Genomic DNA, 19,903 nt, shown 5'->3' with positions numbered 1-19,903 from the left:
CGGCTACCGGCTGGCGCGGTAGATGCGCCGTACGACGTCCTCGATGTCCGGCTCCTCGATGGACAGGTCGCGCAGCTGTGCCTGCTCACCGACAGCGGCGAGAACCGTTGCAGCGGTAGTCATCTCGGAGTCGAACGCCAGGCGCTGGCGAGCCCCGGCGACCTCACTGCCCAGGTGGGTGGTGTGCGGTATGCCGGTCAGATCCGGCGTGGCATCGGCGAAGTCCAGCACCAGGGTCCGCTCGGCGCCGGCCGCACGAGCGAGTCCGTCCAGGCTGCCGTCATACACCGCACAACCGTGGTCGACGACGAGCACGCGCTCGCAGAGCCGCTCGATGTCGCCCATGTCGTGGGTGGTGAGCAACAGGGTCGTTCCGTGCTCGCGCCGCTCGGTGATCAGGAACTCGCGCAGCCGTTGCTTGGACAGCACGTCGAGACCGATCGTCGGCTCGTCGAGGATCACCAGACGTGGCCGGTGCAGCAGGGCGGCGGCCACCTCGGCGCGCATCCGCTGGCCGAGCGAGAGCTGACGCACTGGTGTCGCGAGGAACTCGCTGAGCTCGAGTTGCTCGATGAGTTCGTCGGTTCGGGCGCGGGCGTCCGCGCCGGGCAGCCGGTGGATCGCGGCGAGTATGTCGAAGGACTCCCGCACCGGCAGGTCCCACCACAGCTGTGAGCGCTGCCCGAAGACGACGCCGACCTGCGCAGCGAGTCGGCGGCGCTCGCGGTGCGGGTCGATGCCGCAGGTCCGCACCGTGCCGCTGGTCGGGACCAGGATCCCGACGAGCATCTTGATGGTGGTCGACTTCCCGGCGCCGTTCGCGCCGATGTAGCCGACCGACTCACCGGGGCGGACCTGTAGCCGCAACTCGTCCACGGCCCGCAGTGTTTGCCGATGTATGACGTCACGGCCCTTCCCACGACGGGTGAATTCGCGTGTCAGTCCATCGGTTTCGATGATCAGCTCAGTCATTCTCAGCCACCCCCTCCTTGGTAATGACGCACGCCGAAGCGCCACATGATCAGTGCAAAGCCCCACATCCACACCGCGGCGATCGGCGTGCACCAGGCGAGCCAGTTCGGCATACCCGCCGGGCCAGGCAGGTCCAGCAACCGCAATGCCGGGACGTAGGCCGCCAGCGCCATCGGGAAGACGAAGCCGAAGAGCGCCTTGAGCGGCATCGACCACACCGCCGCGGGTTGCGTCGACGCGTAGCGCCCGCCATACACGAACGCGTTGGTGAACTCGGCGCCCTGGATCAGGAAGAACTGCATGCCGGCGGCCCAGATGTACATCGCCGAGAAGATCGCGATTGCGCAGACGATGGTCAGCACCAGTAGGGCGACGTGTGCCCCGGACCAGTGGATGTCGTTGATGGACAGCCCGATCACCAACGATCCCAGACCGATGCCGGCACGCGTCAGCCGACGCAGCGAGATGTCGCTGGTCATCAACTGCAGCAGGAGCGGTTGCGGTCGCAGGTAGAAGACGTCGAGCGTGCCTTCGCGGATGTACTTCGGCAACGTGTCGCAGTGGCCGACGAACATGTCAGCGATCGAGTAGCACATGTCGGCGAGGCCGAAGACGAGCAGCACCTGCTTGAAGTCCAGGCCGCCGAGGACACTCACCTGGTGGAAGAGCAGCCAGACCTCGGCCAGCTCGATGAGGCCGACCAGTCCTGAGCTGGCGAGGTCGATGATGAAGTTGCTGCGATAGCTGCGCTGAGACCGCATCCGGGAAGCGAGCACGGCTCGATAGCCGTCGAGTTGTGTTGGTATCGAGGTGGTTTCGGCGAAATTTGTCATCCGCCTTGCACCTCCAGCTTGCGTTGTCCCGCAGTCGTCATCAGGTGACCGACGAGGAAGGTTCCGGCCAGCCAGGCCAGTTGCACGCAGACCAGCCCGTATGCCGCGCCGCCGCTCGTTCGGCCGGTCAGGATGTCGATCGGATACATCATCATCGACGGGCAAGGCGTTGCCTCGGCGATCACCAACAGCCAGTCGGGGAAGAGTGCGATCGGCACGAACAGGCCGGCGAAGAAGCCGGAGAGGACCATGTAGAGGATCTGGATGCCACGTGTCTCGATCAACCAAAACCCTGCGACAGCAACGAGATACACGGTCGAGAAGGAGATGGTGATGCCGATGATCAGGCTCACCGCTCCCAGCACGTACGAGGTGGGCGAGCTCGGCATCGTCATACCGACAACCAGGGCGCCGATGGCCACGCTCGGCACACCGCGGGGGATCAGGGCGAAGACGGCTTTGCCGACTTCCGTTGCGATCGTTGCCAGTTGGACGTTGACCGGGCGGAGGAAGTCGATCGCGACATCGCCGTTCTTGATCCGAGCCGCGAAGTCGAGGCGCCCGTGCAGGTTGACCGAGCCGAGCATGCCCTGCGAGACCCAGATGTAGGCGCTCATGCTGCCGACGTCATACCCCTGCACTGTGCCACCGGCCGCACGCACGGTGGCGAAGAGCATCGCGACCTTCAGGAAACCGAATGTCAGGTTGGCGACGAGGCCGCCGAACATCGCCAGACGGTAAGCGGCTTGCTCACGGAAGCCGGCTGTGAAGAGGCGGCTGTAAGGGTAGATCGTCGCCGCACGCACAAACGCAAGAACTTACCGACGAAGTGCCGTGCTGGCAACCTCAAGGTCCGCTTGATCGGCTAAGTGGCTACGTAGGTGAGTTTCGAGGCATCCGGGCAGTTGGCGCTATGGGTGAAGTTGCCTGGCGAGCGCGGCCTGACGCCCGCAGCCACCGTCGTCCGGTAGCCGATCGCACTACGGTCGCGCGCCGATCGAGTTACTCAACCAACTCGTCGAGCGTTGTGCTCGCATCCAGCCGCCCCGCGATGGGGAACCTCCGCGAGTCGTACCGGTCGGCCGCCAGGCAGAGGGAGGTCGCGCGGCCGATGCCCCCGGAAGCGCCGGTGACCAGCACGGTCTTGCCGGCCATCGGTTCGCGGCCGCGATCATGCGTCGACACTGCGCAACCGCCAGGCGGCGAGTCCGATCAGGACGACCGCGTAGGCGCACATCACGGCGAAGCCGGTCCACGGGGCCAAGGGGTGCGCGACACCATAGGTGCCGTCGATCAACATGCCGCCAGCGTTGGAGGGCAGGTACTGGACAAAGCTGCCTGACCACGATGCGGGCAACAACATGGTCAGGGGCGGGATCACGAAGAACACCGCGACGAAGGTGGAGATCGCGGCGGCGGTGTTACGCAGCAGTGCCCCCAACGCCAGCGCGGTCAGCGCGGCCACGCTCAGGTACAGCGCGGCGCCGAAGATCGAGCGCAGCGCGCCTGGGTCGGACAGCGACGCGTTCAGGTGCTTACCGCTGAGCATGGCTTGGCCGACGGCAAATGCCGCGACGCTACTGGCCAGCATGGTCGCGAACACTGCGGCGGTGCATATCGTGAGCTTGGCCCACAGCACCGGCAGTCGGGCGGGCACGACTGCCAGCGAGGCTCGGATCGCGCCGGTGCTGTATTCGCCGGTGATGACCAGGACGCCGAGGACTCCGATGGCCAGCTGGGCGAAAAAGGTGCCGGTCAGGCTGACGGAGATCGCGGTCTGGCCGGGGTCGAAGCCCTTGGCCTGGCCGGCTTGGATGCCCGCGAACAGGGCGCCGAGTCCGATCATGAAGACGACAGCGAGCAGCAGGGTGTACAGGGTCGAGCGGAGTGAGCGGAACTTGGTCCACTCCGAGTGGACTACCCGCAGCTGGGTCACCCGAAGCCCGCGGTGGTCGGGGCTGATCGCCGGCGCGCGGTCCGGCGTGAGCGTGGCGGTCATGCCGCCACCGCCCCGGCTCCGGCTGGGCCGCCGGTGTTGTCGGTGGAGCGGTATTCCACCGAGTCGCTGGTCAGTTCCATGAACGCCTGTTCCAGTGAGGCCTGTTGGGCGGCCAGCTCGTAGATGGGCAGGTGGGCCTGCCATGCGATGGTGCCGATGTGTTGGGCCGTCAACCCGTCGACCTGCAGGACGTCGGGCTCTTCGTTCGAGATCGTGACATCGGGGGCGAGCAGCAGCTCACGCAGCCGAGGTGCCTCCGGTGTGCGGACCGTGATGGTGCTGGTCGAGGCGCGGGCGACGAATTCGGCGACGCTGGTGTCGGCGATGAGTCGGCCTCGGCCGATCACGACTAGCCGGGTCGCGGTCTGTGCCATCTCGCTCATCAGGTGTGAGGACACGAACACCGTGTGGCCGTCGGCTGCCAGCTTCTTGAGCATGGTGCGCATCCACAGCACTCCTTCGGGGTCCAGTCCGTTGGCCGGCTCGTCCAGGACCACGGTCGCGGGGTTGCCCAGCAACGCCGACGCCACTCCGAGGCGCTGGCCCATGCCGAGGAGAAGCCGCCGGTGCGGGTTCCGGCCACCCCCGCAGACCGACGAGGTCGATCACCTCGTCGACGCGATGCCCGCGAATGCCGTTGGTCTGCGCCAGCGCGAGCAGATGGTTGCGGGCTGACCGGCCGGTGTGCACGGCCTTGGCCTCGAGTAGCACGCCGAGTTCGCCCATTGGGGCTCGGGCGGACCGGTAGCGGCCGCCGTTGACGAACACCGAGCCGGTGGTTGGCGAGTCCAAGCCTGCGATCAGGCGCATCGTGGTCGACTTCCCGGCGCCGTTGGGGCCCAAGAAGCCGGTGACGATGCCGGGCTGGACCACGAAGGTCAATCCGTCCACTGCCAGCTTGTCGCCGTACCGCTTGCTGAGGTTCTCTACTTCGATCATCGTCTTGCCTTCCATGTCTGGTCTCGCGCAGCGTTGTCGTACCGGAAGTGCTGGCCTTGGCACTCGGTCCCGGGCCGACAGGGCCGGACCATTGCGCCAGTGCGGTATCGGCCGCCTCCTGGCCGTGGTGTCGATAGTCAGGCGTGGACGGTGTCGTCGGCGGACGGGGTCCCGGGAACGTTGATGCATTCCGCAATCGGAGTGGGTTTGAAGCCGTTGACGATCAGATAAATGCCAAGCGACAGTTCCCAGACGAACTCCGGGATCGTCGCAATGAACTGCGCCGCCCCGCCCTCGCTGATGACACCGAACAGCACAGCAGTCCCCGAGATGCAGATCAGCGGACCGCCGACGAGCCCCAGCACGGCCATCCGTCGAGGCACGAGGCCTGAGCGGTACATCAGGTAGCCCAGGATCAGTCCGTTGCCGATGCCGACCACGAAGCCGGGTCCGAGTAGGAACGTCCAATCCTTGATCGCGACAAGCGATCGACCAATCGTGATGAGCGCGTCCTGGTTCCCGCCGGTGCCAGCCAGGTCCTGGTGCAAGGTCACGACCGCCAGCAGGCTGAGGATGCCGACGGCGATGAAGACGCATTCAATGATCCGAGCCGTGACGTAGCCGAGCGCGAGCGCCTCGTGCTGCCGTTTGAGGATCGGAAACAGCACCACAGCGCTGCCGATGTTCGCGACGATCAGCAGCAGTTCCAGGAACGCTCCCAGCAGCACCTGGGTGTCGCCGCCGCCGCCGGTGATGTAGCCGACGTGGTTGAGGACGGGTTGGTAGAGGAGCAGCGCGGGGATCGAGGTGACGAACGTGATCACGAAGAGCACGCCGGCGATCAGGGCGGTCCTTCGCTGCGAGCGGCCTGCCGGTAGATGAAGCCCGGACGAGAAGTGCTGCGCGGCGCCCGGCTTCGGTGGTGGTTGTGGCAACGAGGAAAGCGACATGACGGGCTCCCTTTGATCTGGGTGAACGCGGATACTCCGGAGGGATCGAGGCGCGCTAGTGGTTACGAGAACTCGGGCGCCGGTGTGGGCACGATGGCGTCGTCTGTGGCGTCCGGGGTGGGGTCCTGGCCTCCCAGGTCCAAGCGGAACGGCGGGTAGGTGTCGGTCATCAGCGCCGCATACGCAGCCACGCGGTACACCCAGCGGTTCATGCCGAGAACGAAGTCGAAGATGCCCTTCGGGTAGCGACGGGTGAACAGCAGCCCGACACCGGCGACCAGGGCTAACAATCCGATGAGGCCTCCGCCGGAGGTCCATCCTGTGTCGTCGTGGGCCGCGTTGATGCCTGCCCAGGCGCCGCCGGCGAAGACCGCGACGACGAGATAATGCGGCAGGGCGAGCAGCCACCACTTCACCAGCACCAGGCCGCGCGAGAGCGACTCGGGGTAGGCGACCTCAAGACGCGCGGGGTAGTCCGGGACGTCCTTAAGAGTAAACGGCGGGTAGTGGTCCGTGCCGAGCGCGCTGTAGCTGTAGAACCCCAAGCGCCAGGTCCAGCGCAACACGCCGACGTTGAAATTGAACAGCGGTCGCGGGTAGCGGCGGGTGAACAGGATCGCGAAGAACGCGACCGCGCTCACGACCGCGAACCCGATCCAGAGAAAGAACAGCACGACGAGGTGCGGGACCGCCAGCAGCCACTTCACCAGCCAGAGCCCGCGGCTGAGGTGGGGCGAGAGCTCGCCCGTGAGCCGAAGCGGATACGGGGGTGCGCTGGCATCCATGAGGAACCTCTTTTGCCGACCCAAGCAGGGGCCGGGTGCTGTCGCCGCGAGGCCGTTGAGTGACCCGGTGACGACTCGTACAATACACGCTATTATTGTCGCGTCATGATTTTCGTGAAAATCATCAGGAGAGCGATCCCGCGTGACTATCCCGGAGCCCGAGAACAAGGCCAGACCGTGGGCCTTTCTCACCAACCACGCGCATGTGCTGCTGTGCATCGCGCGCGACCCTCAGATCCGGGCCCGCGACATCGCCGATCAGATCGGCATCACCGAGCGGGCCGCGCAGCGGATCCTCGCCGACCTGATCACCGCCGGCTACGTCACGCGCACCAAGGTGGGACGCCGCAACCACTACACGATTGACCTCCGCGGCCACCTGCGCCACCCCATGCACCGTGACCTATCGGTCGGGACCCTGCTCCAAGTCCTGAACACAGATCCGGCTGCGGGACCCGGTTGATCCGTCAACCATGTCCCACAATGGGATCGGAACATTCGGAGCCTAGGACTCGGGTAGGTGCTCACGTCGGGCTCTACTCGCGCCGACGTCTCCGAAGTAGTGCGCGAACACGTCGTGCACGCTTTGCGCGTCTACTGGCGATCCTTGCTCGACGAGGACTGTGACCTCGGGGTCGTACTCGTCGGCTGGAGCACCGGCACCGAGCAAACCAACGGGATCTTCGCCATTCACAACAGCGCGGACGGCCAGGAAGTACGCAGATGGCATCGATGCAGGATCGCTGACATCGACCGGTTGTGCCAACAACGTCCGATTGCTCGGCTCCGTCTCGATCAACGACCGCCTGAATTCGCCGATGGCTATTCGGGGAGTTGGGCCGACGCGACGACGCGTCGTAGTTTCCGGTGCAGCGCAGCCCACCTGGTGCCCTCGTGGGCGAGGTCGTCGACGGCTGAGTCGGGTGCGGTAATCGCTGCCGCGCGCTCATAGATGGTCAGCTGACGCTCGAGCCAGCCCGGTCGCTCTGCGATGACATCTACTCGTAGGCCGGTGGACTCCAGTAACTCGCCCACGTTCGGTGGGAAGCGTGCTGGGGCGTCCTGGCGACCTTCCCACGTTGTGAGGACGAACCGGCCTCCGGGGCGCAACACTCGCGCTGCTTCCACGATGAGCGCGCGTGGGTCGTCCAGTAGCTGCACCACGTCGACACTGACCACGGCGTGCGCACTGTCCGCGGGTAGCCCAGTCGCCGCAACATCGGCGACGAAAAAGGCGGCGGTGGCGTGTGGAAAGAGCTGTCGCCGGCACCGGGCGTCGGTGATGGCGACAGTCGAGGAATCGATTCCGACCAGGCCACAGCAACTGTCGGCGGCGAGCCACAAACCTGGTCCTCCGCGTCCACAGCCCAGGTCGACCAGTGTTTGCCCTGCGTGCAGCTGCAGCAGGTCGGCCAGTTCGCGCATCCCGGACATCGGCACGAACGAGAAGGGTCCAATTTCGGGCGGTAGTCCATCGCCGAAGAGTTTTGTCGAACCCTTCTCGTCAATGGGACGGGGCACACTCGTCGTCAGGGGTGCCACCACCAGTGGCGCGTAGGTTGATGCAGGTGCGCCCTGTTGTCACCTCAGCGGCCCAGCCAGGCCACGCCAACGAGGACGCTGTCGCCCTCGGACCAGGAGTAGCGGTGCTGGTCGATGGCGCCGGGCTTCCGGCGCACCTGCGCAGCGGGTGCACCCACACGGTGAGCTGGTATGCCCACGCGTTGGCCGACACCTTCCGCGACACTCTCTCCCACGCAGACACCGACACTCGCACCGCCTTGGCGCGGGCACTCCGGCAAGTCGCGGCACGCCATGGGCCAGGCTGCGACCTGGACCGTGGGTCGCCCAGTGGCACCGTCGCCGCCTGGCGGATCGGCGCCGACGCCGTGGAGTACCTCGTGCTTGGCGACGCGTCCATCATCCTCACCGGCCCCGGCGGGGACGTCAGCGAAGTCACCGACGATCGGCTCGCCACTGTCACCGAACCGATCATCGCCAGCCGCGTGAGACATCGGGTCGCACGAGGTCTGGCAACAGCACCGAATGACCTGCGCGAGGCGCGCCGGGCCGCCGTGGAGATGACCCGCAACAAGGCGGCCGGGTTCTGGTGCTGCCACCACGAACCGGCGGCCGCCGGGCATGCGATCGTGCGGACACTTGCTCGCGCCCAGGTGGCTTCTCTCGTCGCCGCTTCCGATGGCGCCACTCGCGGTTATCAGCTGCTGGGCATCCATACGGTTCAGGATGTCGCACGACTGGCCGCCAACGGCGCCGGGAAGACTGTGATCGGCGCCATCCGGGCCGAGGAACAACGAACCCGCCTGCTGACCGATCAAGGGATGAAGAAGCACGACGACGCAACCCTCGTGGCAATAACCGTTACGGCCACCAGCCGGTGAGACCAGCCGGCCAGTCACCTCGGTCACCCCTTATGACGGTCTGACATTACCCGGCCATGATCACTATGTTGTGTTCGTGACGTCAGGTGATTCTCAGATGACAGCTGGTTCCAGCGGCGGGGATTCGAGTCAGCCATGGACGGATCTTGCTTCTGACTACGAGCAGGCACGAGCCAGGGAGGATTCGCTGGACCGGCTCGTCGAGTGGCCGGCGCAGCGCGACTTGCTGGGTGATGTCGCTGGACTGTCGGTGCTGGATGCTGGTTGTGGCAACGGCGGCAAGGCCGCCGAACTGGTCGTAGAGGGCGGCGCGGTCGCGTCGGTCGGGGTCGATATCAGCGGCAACTTCATCACTGCACCACCAACAGGCCTGGACCTCATCCAGGGTGACCTTTCCGACTTGGCCTCGGTCCCCGGGCTTGCTGATCGCCGATTCGATCGCATTTTGTTCCTGCAGTCGTTCGGGTACGCGAAGGATTCTGTCGGAGCGCTGCGAACGGCACGGTCGATGCTCGCCGACGATGGGTTCATCCTGCTGACCCGGACTCAACCGATCCGATACGCGATCGAGCGCGCCGAGAAAAATGGAAGCTCACTGGGCGAGGAGTATTTCTCCACGGGATCGTTCTCATACCAACACAAGGGTTGGAACGAGGAAGCCAAGCTCACGAAGCGGCCGTACACCATGTCGGACCTGATCAACATCTTCAGCGCAGCGGGCTTATGGATCGAGACTGCGGTTGAACCCCAGATGGCAGACGAACTCCGCCAGCAATATCCGCACAAGCAAGCAGTGCTGAACAAGTACCTCGGCATCCTCATGTTCAAACTCAGACCATTACCGGACTGAGCCTCTTGAGATCGGCCCGCTGCTTCTACACCGTCGGCCAAGTGCCTGGGACGCGGCCGTGCTACGGCACACGAGGCGACCACCTCGACAACGCCTCGCCGGTCATTCAGGCGCTCCAGCATCCGGGACTCTTAGTCTGCGGAGACGCTCACTGAGCCATGCGCTGCCGCTGATCGGTTTCACGCGGCTATTGACACTGAACAGCAGTTGGCGGGACTGCACCGCATTGGCTGAATTCGATGTTCATCAGGGTGCGTGAGATGGGTGATCTGGTGGGTGGTGGGTGTCCTGGTGGGGCGGGCGGTCTGCTGCTGGCGGTGAGTCCGCCGGTCAGGGTGTAGGTTTCGCCGGCGTCACCACCGACGAGGTGGTCGGGGTGTTCTTTGTCGTAGTTGCAGCGTTCGCAGAGGCCTTGGCCGTTGCGTTCGCTGGTCGCCCCGCCTTTCGCATGGGAGGTGATGTGGTCGGTGTGGGCGATGGGTGCGTCGCAGTAGGGGGTGCGGCAGGTCCGGTCCCGTAACCGGATGAAGTCAGCCAGGAGTCCGGTGTAGCACCGGGAGGCGGACTCCATGCCGATGAGGTCGCCGGTGCCGGGGTAGGCGAATAGTCGCCGTATCCGGGCCGCTTTGTCGGGGTGGTCGGTGATCCATTCGCGGGCCAGGTCGGCCGGGATCGGCCCGTACCCGGGTACCTCGGCGCGGGTGTCGCCGGTCAACGCGTCCAAGGGCAGGATGAGGTTGATGTTCACGCCCGTCCCGTCGGCTGGTGTGCGGCCGGTGACGCGCTCGACAAGGGTGTCGGCCATGACCTGCCCGCGAGGATGCTCGGTCGTCGCGGTGGCGTCGGCTTGGGCTTTGAGTGCCGCGAAACACGCCACCCCGTCCTTGACCGGCAGCAGTGCGGTCAGCCAGGTCATGCAGTCCGGGGCGGGTCGCAGACTGACCCGTCGTTCGGATTCGGCGTGGGCGCGGCGGGCGGTGGCCGCGGCCGGGTCGGCCTGGTAGGCGGCGGCGTGGGCTGCGGCGATCAGTCGCCGGTGGGACACGGTCCCCAGGTCGCCGGCGATCGCGGTGTCGACGCGGCCCCGGTCTTCGCGGGTCAGGTAGGCGGTGGCGGCGACCAGGTCGGTGGCGTCGCGTTCGGTGATCACCCCGGCGGCAAGCGCCGCGAAGGTGCAGGGCATTTCTTCGACGACGGCGTGTGCCAGGCCCAGCAGTCGGGAGCCCAGGTGCGGGGCGGACCGGCGGGCCAGCGCGATGTCGGAGCCGACTTTGCGGGCGGTGGTGGCGCGGTTGATCCCGCGGGGCAGGTCCCGTTGTCGTTGTTGGTGGTGGGCTTGGACGGTGATGCGGGCTTGGCGGGCGGTGATGGCGTTCTTGGCTTCCTCCAACGCCCGCGCTTCGGTCAGCAGGTCTTCCAGGGTGTCGGCGGTGATGGCTTCGTCGAGCCGGTCGTGGAAGGCACGCACCGCCGACGCATTGAACGCGCACTCAGCACGTTCAATCGTATCGGTTCTTGTGTCGTCCATGTGTTCGAGTATACCCGAATTCCAAGCAACTGCAACACTTTTCGGGAACGAGTGTTATCCACATCCCCTCTCGATGCGCCGGATTGCGAGAGGGATGTGGATAACTCGACAGGTCAGTTCTTAGGCGTCAGCCCGAGCAGTTCGAGAGCCTGGGCGAGCGATGCCTCCGGGGTCTGGTGGGCGTGCACGACGACGCCGGCCTCGTCCGGTTGCAGCGGCTCCAGAGCCTCCAGCTGAGACGGAAGCAGCGACGGCGGCATGTAGTGACCGGTCCGTTTGGCGAGCCGCTCCTCCAGCACCTTCTGCGGAACGTCGAGGTAGACGAAGCGCACGTTGTCGCGGCCCTCGCGCAGCAGGTCGCGGTAGGTCCGCTTCAAGGCGGAGCAGGTGACGACAGCGCTGCGACCGTCGCGCTCGTGCTCGTCGATCCAGGTGCCGATCGCGTGCAGCCACGGCCAGCGGTCCTCGTCGGTGAGTGGCACGCCCGACGCCATCTTGTCGACGTTGGCCTGCGAGTGGAAGTCGTCCCCTTCGGCATACAGCCAGCCCATCGCGTTGGCGATGCCCTCGGCCAGAGTGGTCTTCCCGGAGCCGGAAACCCCCATCACGATCAGGAACTGGGCTGGGCTGTCGGCGTCGCTCATTCGGACACTCTAACCAGGGTGGGTTTCGATACGGCCGCTCGTTCCTCGCGGCCTACTCAACCACCTTGGAGCGGTCGCTCGTTCCTCGCGGCCTACTCAACCACCTTGGAGCGGTCGCTCGTTCCTCGCGGCCTACTCAACCACCTTGGACGGCCGCTCGTTCCTCGCGGCCTACTCAACCACCTTGGAACAGTCGCTCGTTCCTCGCGGCCTACGGGGCCAGCTAGGACGGAAGCCGAAAGCGTTTACGCGGGAGCGGCTCGACCAAGCCGTCCTCGATCAGCGAGACGAGGCAGCGATCCCGCTGGCCGCCGTCGTGCCAGACGATGTCGAGGTCGGCGCGCGGCACCGGGCCGGGTGCGTCGCGCAGCACGGCCAGCAACTTGCCACGCACCTGGCGATCGGTGCCGTGCCACTTCTGCGCCTTCTTACGTGGCCCGTCGTGCTCCGGACGACCAGCGAGCACCCACGCGCAGCGGGAGGCCGCCGGACAGCTGGCGCAATCCGGAGTGGCCGCCTTGCAGACGAGCGCCCCCAGCTCCATGACGGCGACGTTCCACCGTGCCGCACGCTCGTCGTCCACCGGCAGCAGGCTCTCGGCGAGCCGGGTCTCCGCGGCGCTCAGGCTCGGCGCCGGGTGTCCGTCACCGCTCACCAGCCTGGCCTCGACCCGGCGCACGTTGACGTCCACGACCGTCGCGCGGATGCCGAACGCGAACGCCGCAACAGCCGCCGCGGTGTAGCTGCCGATGCCCGGAAGTGCCTGCAACTGCTGCAAATTCGCTGGTATGGCGCCAGCGTGCTCGCCAGTGATCGCGGTGGCCGCACCGTGCAGGCGCAGCGCCCGGCGCGGGTAGCCGAGGCGCCCCCATTCACGCACTGCGTCGCCGGGTGCGGCAGTCGCAAGTGCGGAAGGCGTCGGCCAGAGCTGCATCCATCGGCGCCATACCGGCTCGACCCGGGCGACCGGAGTCTGCTGGAGCATCACCTCCGAGACGAGCACCGCCCAGGGCCGGTCAACCTCGGGCCACGGCCACTCGTCGGCCGGCACGCGCCAAGGCAGATCGCGAGCGTTCTCGTCATACCAGCGCAGGATCGTGTCGTGCAGGGCCTCGACTTCTGCCATATGTGGGGTGCTCAGACGTAGCGCTCGAGGATGCTGCTCTCGGCCAGGCGGGACAGACCCTCGCGCACGGCACGGGCCCGACTCTCGCCAACTCCTCGACCGCCATCAGGTCGTCGAAGTCAGCGGCGAGCAGCTTCTGCAAGGTGCCGAAGTGGTCGACGAGCCGGTCGACGATCGCGCCGGGAAGCCGTGGGACCTTGGTCAGCAGGCGGTAGCCGCGCGGGCTGACCGACTGGTCGAGCATCTCGCCGATGGCTGAGAAGCCCGCAGCGCGAGCACCGGCCGACAGGTCAAGCAGCTCGGTGGCGGTCATCTCGCCGAGCCGGCTGATGGCGTCCTCGACGTTCATGTCGGAGCGGTTGGAATCGACGTAGTCGCGCACCACCAGCTCACGGTCGTCCCGCAGCCCGCCCACCAGCTCATCCAGCTGCAGCGAGATCAGCCGGCCGTCGGTGCCGAGCTCGATGACGTATTCGCTGATCTCCTCGCTGATCCGGCGAACCATCTCCAGTCGCTGCAGCACACTCGCGACGTCGCGGACGGTGACCAGATCTTCGATCTCCAGCGCCGACAGCGTGCCGGTCACTTCGTCCAGCCGTGACTTGTAGCGTTCGAGGGTCTGCAACGCCTGGTTGGCGCGCGACATGATGGCGTTGGAGCCCTCGATCACGTGGCGCACGCCTCCGACATACAGCGCGATGATGTGCATCGACTGGCTCACCGAGACGACCGGGAAGTTGGTCTGCTTGGCGACGCGTTCGGCCGTGCGGTGCCGGGTGCCGGACTCCTTGGTCTCGATGCTCGGGTCGGGCATCAGCTGCGTCCCGGCGCGCAGGATGCGGGACACGTCGCTGTTGACGACGATCGCGCCGTCCATCTTCGCCAGCTCCCGCAGCCGGGTCGCGGTGAACTCGATGTCGATGGGGAAACCACCGGACGACATGTCTTCGATGACCGCGTCGTGGCCGATGACGATGAGTGCGCCAGTGCGCCCGCGCAGGATCCGCTCAAGGGCATCGCGCAGGTCGGTGCCGGGGGCGACGGCTGCGAGGGTCTCGCGGAGGATGACTTCGGGGGTGCGACTCACCACGTCAGTGTAGGTGTGGCCGATCCTGCCGGGCTGCCACGACGCGTGCGCGCCACCTGTCGAATCGGTGTGTTTCAGCTGTTCACGTTGTCTGTCGCGCCTCTTCCCTCGGCTGCGCGCCTCGCTCGCGCCTCGCTCGTGCCTCGCTCGTGTGCTCGCCTCGATCGGCGCTCACTGGTATGGCGATGGCGCGGGTCGCCGCGTGCACGTCACGCACCTCGATCACGCGCATCCCCGCCGGGGCGGTCTCGGTGCCCATCGAGCCGGCCGGCACGATCGCCCGCTTGAAGCCGATGCGGGCGGCCTCGGCGAGTCGGCGCGGCACGCCGCCGACACCGCGCACATCGCCGGCCAGGCCTACCTCGCCGACCGCGAGGGTGCCCAGAGGCATCGGGCAGCCGTCCTTGGCCGAGGCCAGCGCGAGGGCGATCGCCAGGTCGGCAGCCGGCTCGGAGAGCTTTGCACCGCCGACCGTCGAGACGTAGCAGTCGTCGTCACGCAACCGGACGCCCGCCCGGCGGTCGAGCACGGCCAGGATCATGGCGGTCCGAGCGTTGTCGACGCCGTTGGTGGTGCGCCGCGCCGAGCCGCCGTTGCCCGGCACGAGCAGCGCCTGCACCTCGGTGACCAGCGGCCGGCGGCCCTCCAGGGTGACCGTCACACAGGTGCCGGGGACCGGCTCGTCCATCCGGGACAGGAAGAGTCCGCTGGGGTCGGGCAGGCCGGTGATGCCCATGTCGGTCAGGTCGAAGCAACCGACCTCGTCGGTCGGGCCGTAGCGGTTCTTGACGGCGCGGACCAGCCGCAGGCGGGAGTGTCGCTCGCCCTCGAACTGCAGGACGACGTCGACCAGATGCTCCAGCACGCGAGGCCCAGCGATCGAGCCGTCCTTGGTGACGTGGCCGACCAGCAGGGTGCCGATGCCCTGCCGCTTGGCGACCTGGATGATCGCGGCCGCGACCTCGCGCACCTGGCTGACGTTGCCCGGAGCGCCGTCGACCTCCGCCGACGCGATGGTCTGCACGGAGTCGATGATCAGCAGGTCCGGCTGCAACTTGTCGATCTGCGCCAGCACGGTGCCCAGGTCGGTCTCGCTGGCGAGGTAGAGGTCGCGCGCCAGCGCTTCGATGCGCTCACCACGCAGCCGCACCTGGGCCGCTGACTCCTCACCGCTGACATAGAGGACGGTCTGACCGTCACGCGCGGCGCGGGCCGCAACGTCGAGCAACAGAGTGGACTTGCCGATGCCCGGCTCGCCGGCGACCAGCACCACTCCGCCGGTCACCAGGCCGCCGCCGAGCACCCGGTCGAATTCACCCACGCCGGTTGGGCGGTGCTGCGCCCGGCTCGCGTCGACCTCGCCGATCGGCAGCGCCGGCCGCTCGATGGTCACCGCCGGAGCGGTGCGCACCGACTGCTGACCGACTTCGGTCACCGTGCCCCACGCCTGACACTCGCCACACCGGCCGGCCCACTTGATCGCCTGCCAACCGCACTCCGTGCAGCGGAACGTCGCGGCCGGTGCCTTCTTACGTGTGCTGCTCGCCATACGCCGGACTCTAGAGGTGGCCTCCGACATACGGCTCAAGGTGTTCGGGTAGCTTAGCCTCGCCTAACTCACCCTAAGGATGTTCATGTCCCTTTCCAAGACCCTGGTCCTCGGCCTCATCGCCGGCGCGACCATCCTGCTCGGTATGCCGCTGGGCCGCCTGCGCTCGCCGGCGCTCGCCACCCGATCCCTGCTCAACGCCATCGCCGTGGGCGTGCTGCTGTTCTTGTTCTGGGACGTGTTGTCCGGGGCGTGGGAGCCGATCGATGCCGCGCTCGTCGACGTGCATGCCGGCAAGGGTGGAGTCGGCTCGGCGATCGGCTACGGCGTGCTCTTCGCCGGTGGTCTCGCAGTCGGCCTGCTCGCGCTCGTCGGCTACGAGAGGTGGATGGGCCGCAAGGCACAGTCCACCGAACACGGGCTGCATCCGATGCAGCTGGCGACGCTGATCGCGGTCGGCATCGGCCTGCACAACTTCGCCGAAGGACTGGCGATCGGCCAGGCAGCGGCCACCGGCGAGATCGCCATGGCCACCCTGCTGGTCGTCGGCTTCGCCTTGCACAACGCGACCGAGGGGTTCGGCATCACGGCACCGCTGGCCGCCGATGTCGACGAGACCGGCCGGCGCCGGCTGCCGACGTGGGGCCGGCTGCTGCTGCTCGCACTGATCGGTGGCGGACCGACGTTCGTCGGCACCTGGGTGGGGCACAGCTTCACCAGTGCCGCGGTGAGCGTCATCTTCCTCACCCTTGCTGCCGGTTCGATCCTGTATGTCGTCATCCAGCTCATCGGGGTCGCCGCCCGCACCCGCCGCACGGACCTGCTCGCCTACGGCGTGTTGATCGGACTCGCCGCCGGGTTCCTCACCGACGCGATCGTCTCCGCCGGCGGCGCGTGATTCGTCAGTACCTGCGCCAGCGCACGAAGACCGCGTAATCGACACCGGTGCGCTCGTGTTCGGCGAGGATCCGGTCTGCGTGCTCCGGCGTGAATTCGATCTGCACGACGGCCTCGAAGTCGGCGCGGGTCGCGAACTCCCACCGCATCGCGACCGGCGCCGAGGTGAAACCGACTCGCCGCCAGAAGCGCTCCACGCCCACCGGGTCGTATGACGGCAGCGCTCGCCGGAACCACGACCCGAAAGTGGACTGCGACGCGTCGTTGTCGATGACGAAGGCGACGCCGCCGGGGCGCATCACCCGCTCGAGTTCGGCAAGGCCCGGCTCGCAGCCGGCACCGAAGAAGTACGCCCAGCGTGCGTGTGCGACGTCGATCGGATCTGCTTGCACCGGAAGGGCTTCCGCGCCGCCGGCACGCACCTCGACGGATGCCTCGATGCCGTCGCGCAGCACCCGGTCCTGTGCCGCCGCGACCAACGGCGGATGTGGCTCGACACCGATCACCGACCGCGCGGTGCGCGCGAAGAACGGAAGGTGGAAGCCGGATCCGCAGCCGACGTCGAGCACGTCGGCGTCCTGCCAGTCGCGCACCTGTCGCATCGCCGCCCAGATGGCGCCGTCCGGGTCCACACCGCGGTTCTCGGTCTCGTAGGTGTCCGGAGAGTTCCAGATGTTCGGGGACGGGATCGCCGGGAACGGCGAATCCGCTTGCGTCACTTGGCTTTCCGCGACTTCGTCTGTGCCTCGGCCGCCTCTTCGGCCAGCAGCGTCGCGGGGTGCACGTAGAGCGGCAACAGCGCCCGCCCGCCCGGGCCGGCCTGCCGCAGCGCCGTCGCCTGCATGAGATGCGCCTCGCAGCGGCGGGCCAACTCGTCATACGCGCTGTCGCCCATCAGGTGCCGCAGCTCGCCCTCGTTGGAGATGTAGACCGGCGAACTACCCACGTGCGCCTCAGGATTGCCCGAGCAGTACCAGTCGAGGTCGTGCCCGCCGGGGCCCCAGCCGCGGCGGTCGTACTCGCCGATCGAGATCTCCAGGTATGACGTCTCGTCCGGCTGTTCCACCGTGCGGTAGGTGCGTCGGAGTGGCAGCTGCCAGCAGACGTCCGGCTTGATCGTGTGTGGCGGGACGCCGGTCAGTATGGCGTGCTGGTGCAGGGCGCATCCGGCGCCGGCAGGGAAGCCGGGACGGTTGTGGAAGATGCAGGCGCCGTCGACCACCCGCGTCTTCCAGTCACCGTCCTCCTTCTCGCGCCAGCCGTCCTTGGAGTGGCCCTCGTCGTAGTACTGCCACTCGTCGGCGCCGAGCTCCCGGACCGCGGCCTTGACGTTCTTGAGATCGTCCTTGTCGGAGAAGTGCGCCCCGAGGGTGCAACAGCCGACGTCCGGGGCGTCCTCGTAAATGCCCTGGCAGCCGGCGCCGAAGATGCAGGTCCACGATGACGTCAGCCACGTCAGGTCGCAACGGAAGCGTTCTTCGGCGTCGTCCGGGTTGTCGAACTCGACCCAGGTCCGGGGAGTTTCCAGCGCTGTCTCGACCACGGCGCCATCGTAGGTCGGAAAGTTACCGGTAGCGTTACAGCCATGCGGCTCGGTGTGATCGACGTGGGATCCAACACGGTCCACCTGCTTGTGGTCGATGCACACCCCGGTGCCCATCCACTGCCGGCAACCTCCCACAAGCGCGAGTTGCGCCTGTCGGAGCACACGCTCGCGGACGGCTCGATCTCGCCGGACGGGATCGCGCAGCTGACGACCTTCGTGCACGAGTGCCTGTCCATCGCGGACGACCAGGGCTGCGAGGACCTGCTTGCCTTCGCCACCTCCGCGATCCGCGAGGCGCCCAACGGCGACGACGTGCTCTCACAGGTGCATGCGGCCACCGAGGTGAAGCTGGAGGTCCTGTCGGGCGCTGACGAGTCACGACTGACCTTCCTCGCCGTACGCCGGTGGTTCGGCTGGTCGGCCGGCCGCCTGCTGGTGATCGACATCGGCGGTGGATCGCTGGAGTTCGCGGCCGGCATCGACGAGGAGCCCGACGTGGCGCTCAGCCTTCCGCTCGGGGCCGGCCGGCTCACCCGGGACCTGCCCGGCGACCCGCCGCTGTCTGCTGACCTGAAGGTGCTGCGCAAGCAGGTGCGTTCCGACATCGCACGGGTGGTCCGGGACCTGCACAAGGTGGGCATTCCGGACCGGGTCGTCGGCACCAGCAAGACCATCCGCTCCCTGGCCCGCGTGCTGGGCGCGGCGCCGCGGGGTGACGGCCCGCGCGTCGAGCGGGTCCTCGAACGTGAAGCACTCGGCGAGCTGGTGCCGCGTCTTGCCGAGATGACCTCCGGCGAACGCGCAGCGTTGCCAGGCGTTTCCGCCAGCCGCGCACCTCAGCTGCTGGCCGGCGCGATCGTCGTCCACGGAGCAATGGACGTCCTGGATGTCGAGTCGCTCGATCTGTGCCCCTGGGCGCTGCGGGAGGGCGTCATACTGCGTCGGCTCGACTGGCTCGGCGCCTGATGGCTCCCCGACTCACCCTTCCGCAGGGGCGCATCGCGCTGTCGACCTCGTCGGTCTACCCCCTAGGCGTCGTCGACGGCTTCGCGATGGCCGAACGTCTCGGCTACGACGGTGTCGAAGTGATGATCTGGACCGATCCGGTCAGCCAGGAGTCCGGCGCGCTGCGCAAGCTGGTCGACCATTACGGCATACCCATCGTGTCGGTTCATGCGCCGACTCTGCTTCTCACCCAACGCATCTGGGGCCCGGAGCCGTGGCCGAAGATCGACAACTCGGTCGCGTTGGCCGAGGAGGTCGGTGCGCAGACCGTGGTGGTCCATCCGCCCTTCCGGTGGCAGCGCGAGTATGCCGCGGAGTTCACCGAGGGCATCGCGCAGCGCAACACCCGGACCGCCGTTCACATCACGGTGGAGAACATGTTCCCTTGGCGGGCGCGTGCCCGTGAGATGCAGGCCTACCTGCCCGGCTGGGACCCGGTCGAGCTGGACTACGACCACGTCACGCTCGACCTGTCGCACACCGCGACGGCCGGCTCGGACGCGATGCAGATGGCCGAGGACCTCGGGGACCGGCTGGCCCACATCCACCTCGCGGACGGCACCGGATCGTTCAAGGACGAGCACCTGGTGCCCGGCCGCGGCTCGCAGCCGTGCGCCGACCTGCTGGAGTCCCTGGCCGGCCGTGGCTACACCGGCGATGTCGTGCTCGAGGTCGGCACCCGCAAGCATTCGGCGGAGCAGCGCGAGCTCGATCTCGCCGAAGCACTCGCGTTCGCCCGGTTGCACTTCGCCGCGCCCGCTGCACGCTGATCACTGCACGGGGTCGCTCGG

General features: G+C 67.3%; 21 protein-coding genes and 2 pseudogenes. 6 read left to right on the top strand and 17 right to left on the bottom strand.

The annotated features are described in order from the left end of the window. Positions 1-3: 3 nt before the first annotated feature. The 8 genes and pseudogenes from ACFQDH_RS02260 to ACFQDH_RS02225 form a co-directional block, all read right to left on the bottom strand. The gene (locus ACFQDH_RS02260) at positions 4-972 is read right to left on the bottom strand and encodes an ABC transporter ATP-binding protein (RefSeq protein ID WP_382398063.1); all 969 of its coding nucleotides are present in this window, start codon (positions 970-972) and stop codon (positions 4-6) included. 2 nt (positions 973-974) lie between these two features. Continuing rightward, on the bottom strand, positions 975-1,805 hold the full coding sequence (locus ACFQDH_RS02255) for an ABC transporter permease (RefSeq protein ID WP_382398061.1): 831 nt from the start codon (positions 1,803-1,805) through the stop codon (positions 975-977). Further along, entirely contained in the window at positions 1,802-2,533 is a 732-nt protein-coding gene (locus ACFQDH_RS02250) for an ABC transporter permease (RefSeq protein ID WP_382398059.1), read from the bottom strand. The genes ACFQDH_RS02255 and ACFQDH_RS02250 overlap by 4 nt, the downstream gene beginning before the upstream one ends. Positions 2,534-2,807: 274 nt before the next feature. Further along, positions 2,808-2,990 (bottom strand): hypothetical protein, encoded by a 183-nt coding sequence (locus ACFQDH_RS02245; protein ID WP_382398057.1) that lies wholly within the window; start codon positions 2,988-2,990, stop codon positions 2,808-2,810. Then, positions 2,977-3,804, bottom strand: coding sequence for an ABC transporter permease (locus tag ACFQDH_RS02240; protein WP_382398055.1), 828 nt, complete (start codon positions 3,802-3,804; stop codon positions 2,977-2,979). The genes ACFQDH_RS02245 and ACFQDH_RS02240 overlap by 14 nt, the downstream gene beginning before the upstream one ends. After that, positions 3,801-4,743, bottom strand: a pseudogene (locus ACFQDH_RS02235) (ABC transporter ATP-binding protein). Before ACFQDH_RS02235 ends, ACFQDH_RS02240 begins: the two are co-directional and overlap by 4 nt. A gap of 137 nt (positions 4,744-4,880) precedes the next feature. After that, entirely contained in the window at positions 4,881-5,693 is an 813-nt protein-coding gene (locus ACFQDH_RS02230; RefSeq protein ID WP_382398053.1) for a DUF4386 domain-containing protein, read from the bottom strand. 62 nt (positions 5,694-5,755) lie between these two features. After that, complete coding sequence (locus tag ACFQDH_RS02225) at positions 5,756-6,478, bottom strand: DUF4389 domain-containing protein (RefSeq protein WP_382398051.1); 723 nt, start codon at positions 6,476-6,478, stop codon at positions 5,756-5,758. 142 nt (positions 6,479-6,620) lie between these two features. Here ACFQDH_RS02225 and ACFQDH_RS02220 point away from each other — a divergent pair, with 142 nt between their 5' ends. Continuing rightward, on the top strand, positions 6,621-6,941 hold the full coding sequence (locus tag ACFQDH_RS02220) for a helix-turn-helix transcriptional regulator (protein WP_382398049.1): 321 nt from the start codon (positions 6,621-6,623) through the stop codon (positions 6,939-6,941). Positions 6,942-6,983: 42 nt separating this feature from the next. On the opposite strand, the gene ACFQDH_RS02215 is transcribed toward ACFQDH_RS02220, so the two are convergent. Both ACFQDH_RS02215 and ACFQDH_RS02210 read right to left on the bottom strand, forming a co-directional pair. Beyond that, entirely contained in the window at positions 6,984-7,208 is a 225-nt protein-coding gene (locus ACFQDH_RS02215; protein WP_382398047.1) for a hypothetical protein, read from the bottom strand. Positions 7,209-7,300: 92 nt separating this feature from the next. After that, a complete protein-coding gene (locus ACFQDH_RS02210; protein ID WP_382398045.1) occupies positions 7,301-8,023 on the bottom strand; it encodes a class I SAM-dependent methyltransferase in 723 nt (240 codons plus the stop codon). A gap of 23 nt (positions 8,024-8,046) precedes the next feature. Between ACFQDH_RS02210 and ACFQDH_RS02205 the strand changes: the two genes are divergently transcribed. Both ACFQDH_RS02205 and ACFQDH_RS02200 read left to right on the top strand, forming a co-directional pair. Further along, positions 8,047-8,880 carry a protein phosphatase 2C domain-containing protein gene (locus ACFQDH_RS02205; RefSeq protein ID WP_382398043.1) on the top strand — a complete coding sequence of 278 codons (834 nt, stop codon included), beginning with the start codon at positions 8,047-8,049 and terminating at the stop codon, positions 8,878-8,880. 97 nt (positions 8,881-8,977) lie between these two features. Then, a complete protein-coding gene (locus tag ACFQDH_RS02200) occupies positions 8,978-9,730 on the top strand; it encodes a class I SAM-dependent methyltransferase (protein WP_382398042.1) in 753 nt (250 codons plus the stop codon). 187 nt (positions 9,731-9,917) lie between these two features. Here ACFQDH_RS02200 and ACFQDH_RS02195 read toward each other — a convergent pair whose 3' ends face one another. The 5 genes and pseudogenes from ACFQDH_RS02195 to radA all read right to left on the bottom strand — a co-directional run bounded on the left by ACFQDH_RS02195 (position 9,918) and on the right by radA (position 15,664). Beyond that, positions 9,918-11,258 (bottom strand): HNH endonuclease, encoded by a 1,341-nt coding sequence (locus tag ACFQDH_RS02195; RefSeq protein ID WP_382398041.1) that lies wholly within the window; start codon positions 11,256-11,258, stop codon positions 9,918-9,920. 113 nt (positions 11,259-11,371) lie between these two features. Next, entirely contained in the window at positions 11,372-11,902 is a 531-nt protein-coding gene (locus ACFQDH_RS02190; RefSeq protein ID WP_382398040.1) for a gluconokinase, read from the bottom strand. Between the two features lie 223 nt (positions 11,903-12,125). Then, positions 12,126-13,028 (bottom strand): HhH-GPD family protein, encoded by a 903-nt coding sequence (locus ACFQDH_RS02185; RefSeq protein WP_382398038.1) that lies wholly within the window; start codon positions 13,026-13,028, stop codon positions 12,126-12,128. 11 nt (positions 13,029-13,039) lie between these two features. Further along, positions 13,040-14,118 (bottom strand): annotated as a pseudogene (gene disA, locus ACFQDH_RS02180) (DNA integrity scanning diadenylate cyclase DisA). 79 nt (positions 14,119-14,197) lie between these two features. Further along, positions 14,198-15,664, bottom strand: coding sequence for a DNA repair protein RadA (gene radA / locus ACFQDH_RS02175; protein WP_382398036.1), 1,467 nt, complete (start codon positions 15,662-15,664; stop codon positions 14,198-14,200). An 85-nt stretch (positions 15,665-15,749) separates the two neighbouring features. On the opposite strand from radA, the gene ACFQDH_RS02170 reads away from it, so the two are divergent. After that, entirely contained in the window at positions 15,750-16,562 is an 813-nt protein-coding gene (locus tag ACFQDH_RS02170) for a ZIP family metal transporter (protein WP_382398034.1), read from the top strand. 4 nt (positions 16,563-16,566) lie between these two features. On the opposite strand, the gene ACFQDH_RS02165 is transcribed toward ACFQDH_RS02170, so the two are convergent. Together ACFQDH_RS02165 and ACFQDH_RS02160 are read right to left on the bottom strand one after the other, a co-directional pair. Then, positions 16,567-17,280, bottom strand: a complete 714-nt coding sequence (locus ACFQDH_RS02165; protein WP_382398032.1) for a class I SAM-dependent methyltransferase — start codon at positions 17,278-17,280, stop codon at positions 16,567-16,569. Next, positions 17,277-18,104, bottom strand: coding sequence for a DUF3109 family protein (locus tag ACFQDH_RS02160; protein WP_382398030.1), 828 nt, complete (start codon positions 18,102-18,104; stop codon positions 17,277-17,279). The genes ACFQDH_RS02165 and ACFQDH_RS02160 overlap by 4 nt, the downstream gene beginning before the upstream one ends. A gap of 42 nt (positions 18,105-18,146) precedes the next feature. On the opposite strand from ACFQDH_RS02160, the gene ACFQDH_RS02155 reads away from it, so the two are divergent. Together ACFQDH_RS02155 and ACFQDH_RS02150 are read left to right on the top strand one after the other, a co-directional pair. Continuing rightward, the gene (locus ACFQDH_RS02155) at positions 18,147-19,073 is read left to right on the top strand and encodes a Ppx/GppA family phosphatase (RefSeq protein ID WP_382398028.1); all 927 of its coding nucleotides are present in this window, start codon (positions 18,147-18,149) and stop codon (positions 19,071-19,073) included. Next, a complete protein-coding gene (locus ACFQDH_RS02150; RefSeq protein ID WP_382398026.1) occupies positions 19,073-19,882 on the top strand; it encodes a sugar phosphate isomerase/epimerase family protein in 810 nt (269 codons plus the stop codon). The genes ACFQDH_RS02155 and ACFQDH_RS02150 overlap by 1 nt, the downstream gene beginning before the upstream one ends. The last annotated feature ends 21 nt before the right edge of the window (positions 19,883-19,903 follow it).

This window comes from Flexivirga alba (assembly GCF_042661025.1).
GTDB lineage: Bacteria > Actinomycetota > Actinomycetes > Actinomycetales > Dermatophilaceae > Flexivirga > Flexivirga alba.
Note: the sequence above shows the minus strand (reverse complement) of the source record. Positions and strands in the feature narration are given on the sequence as shown.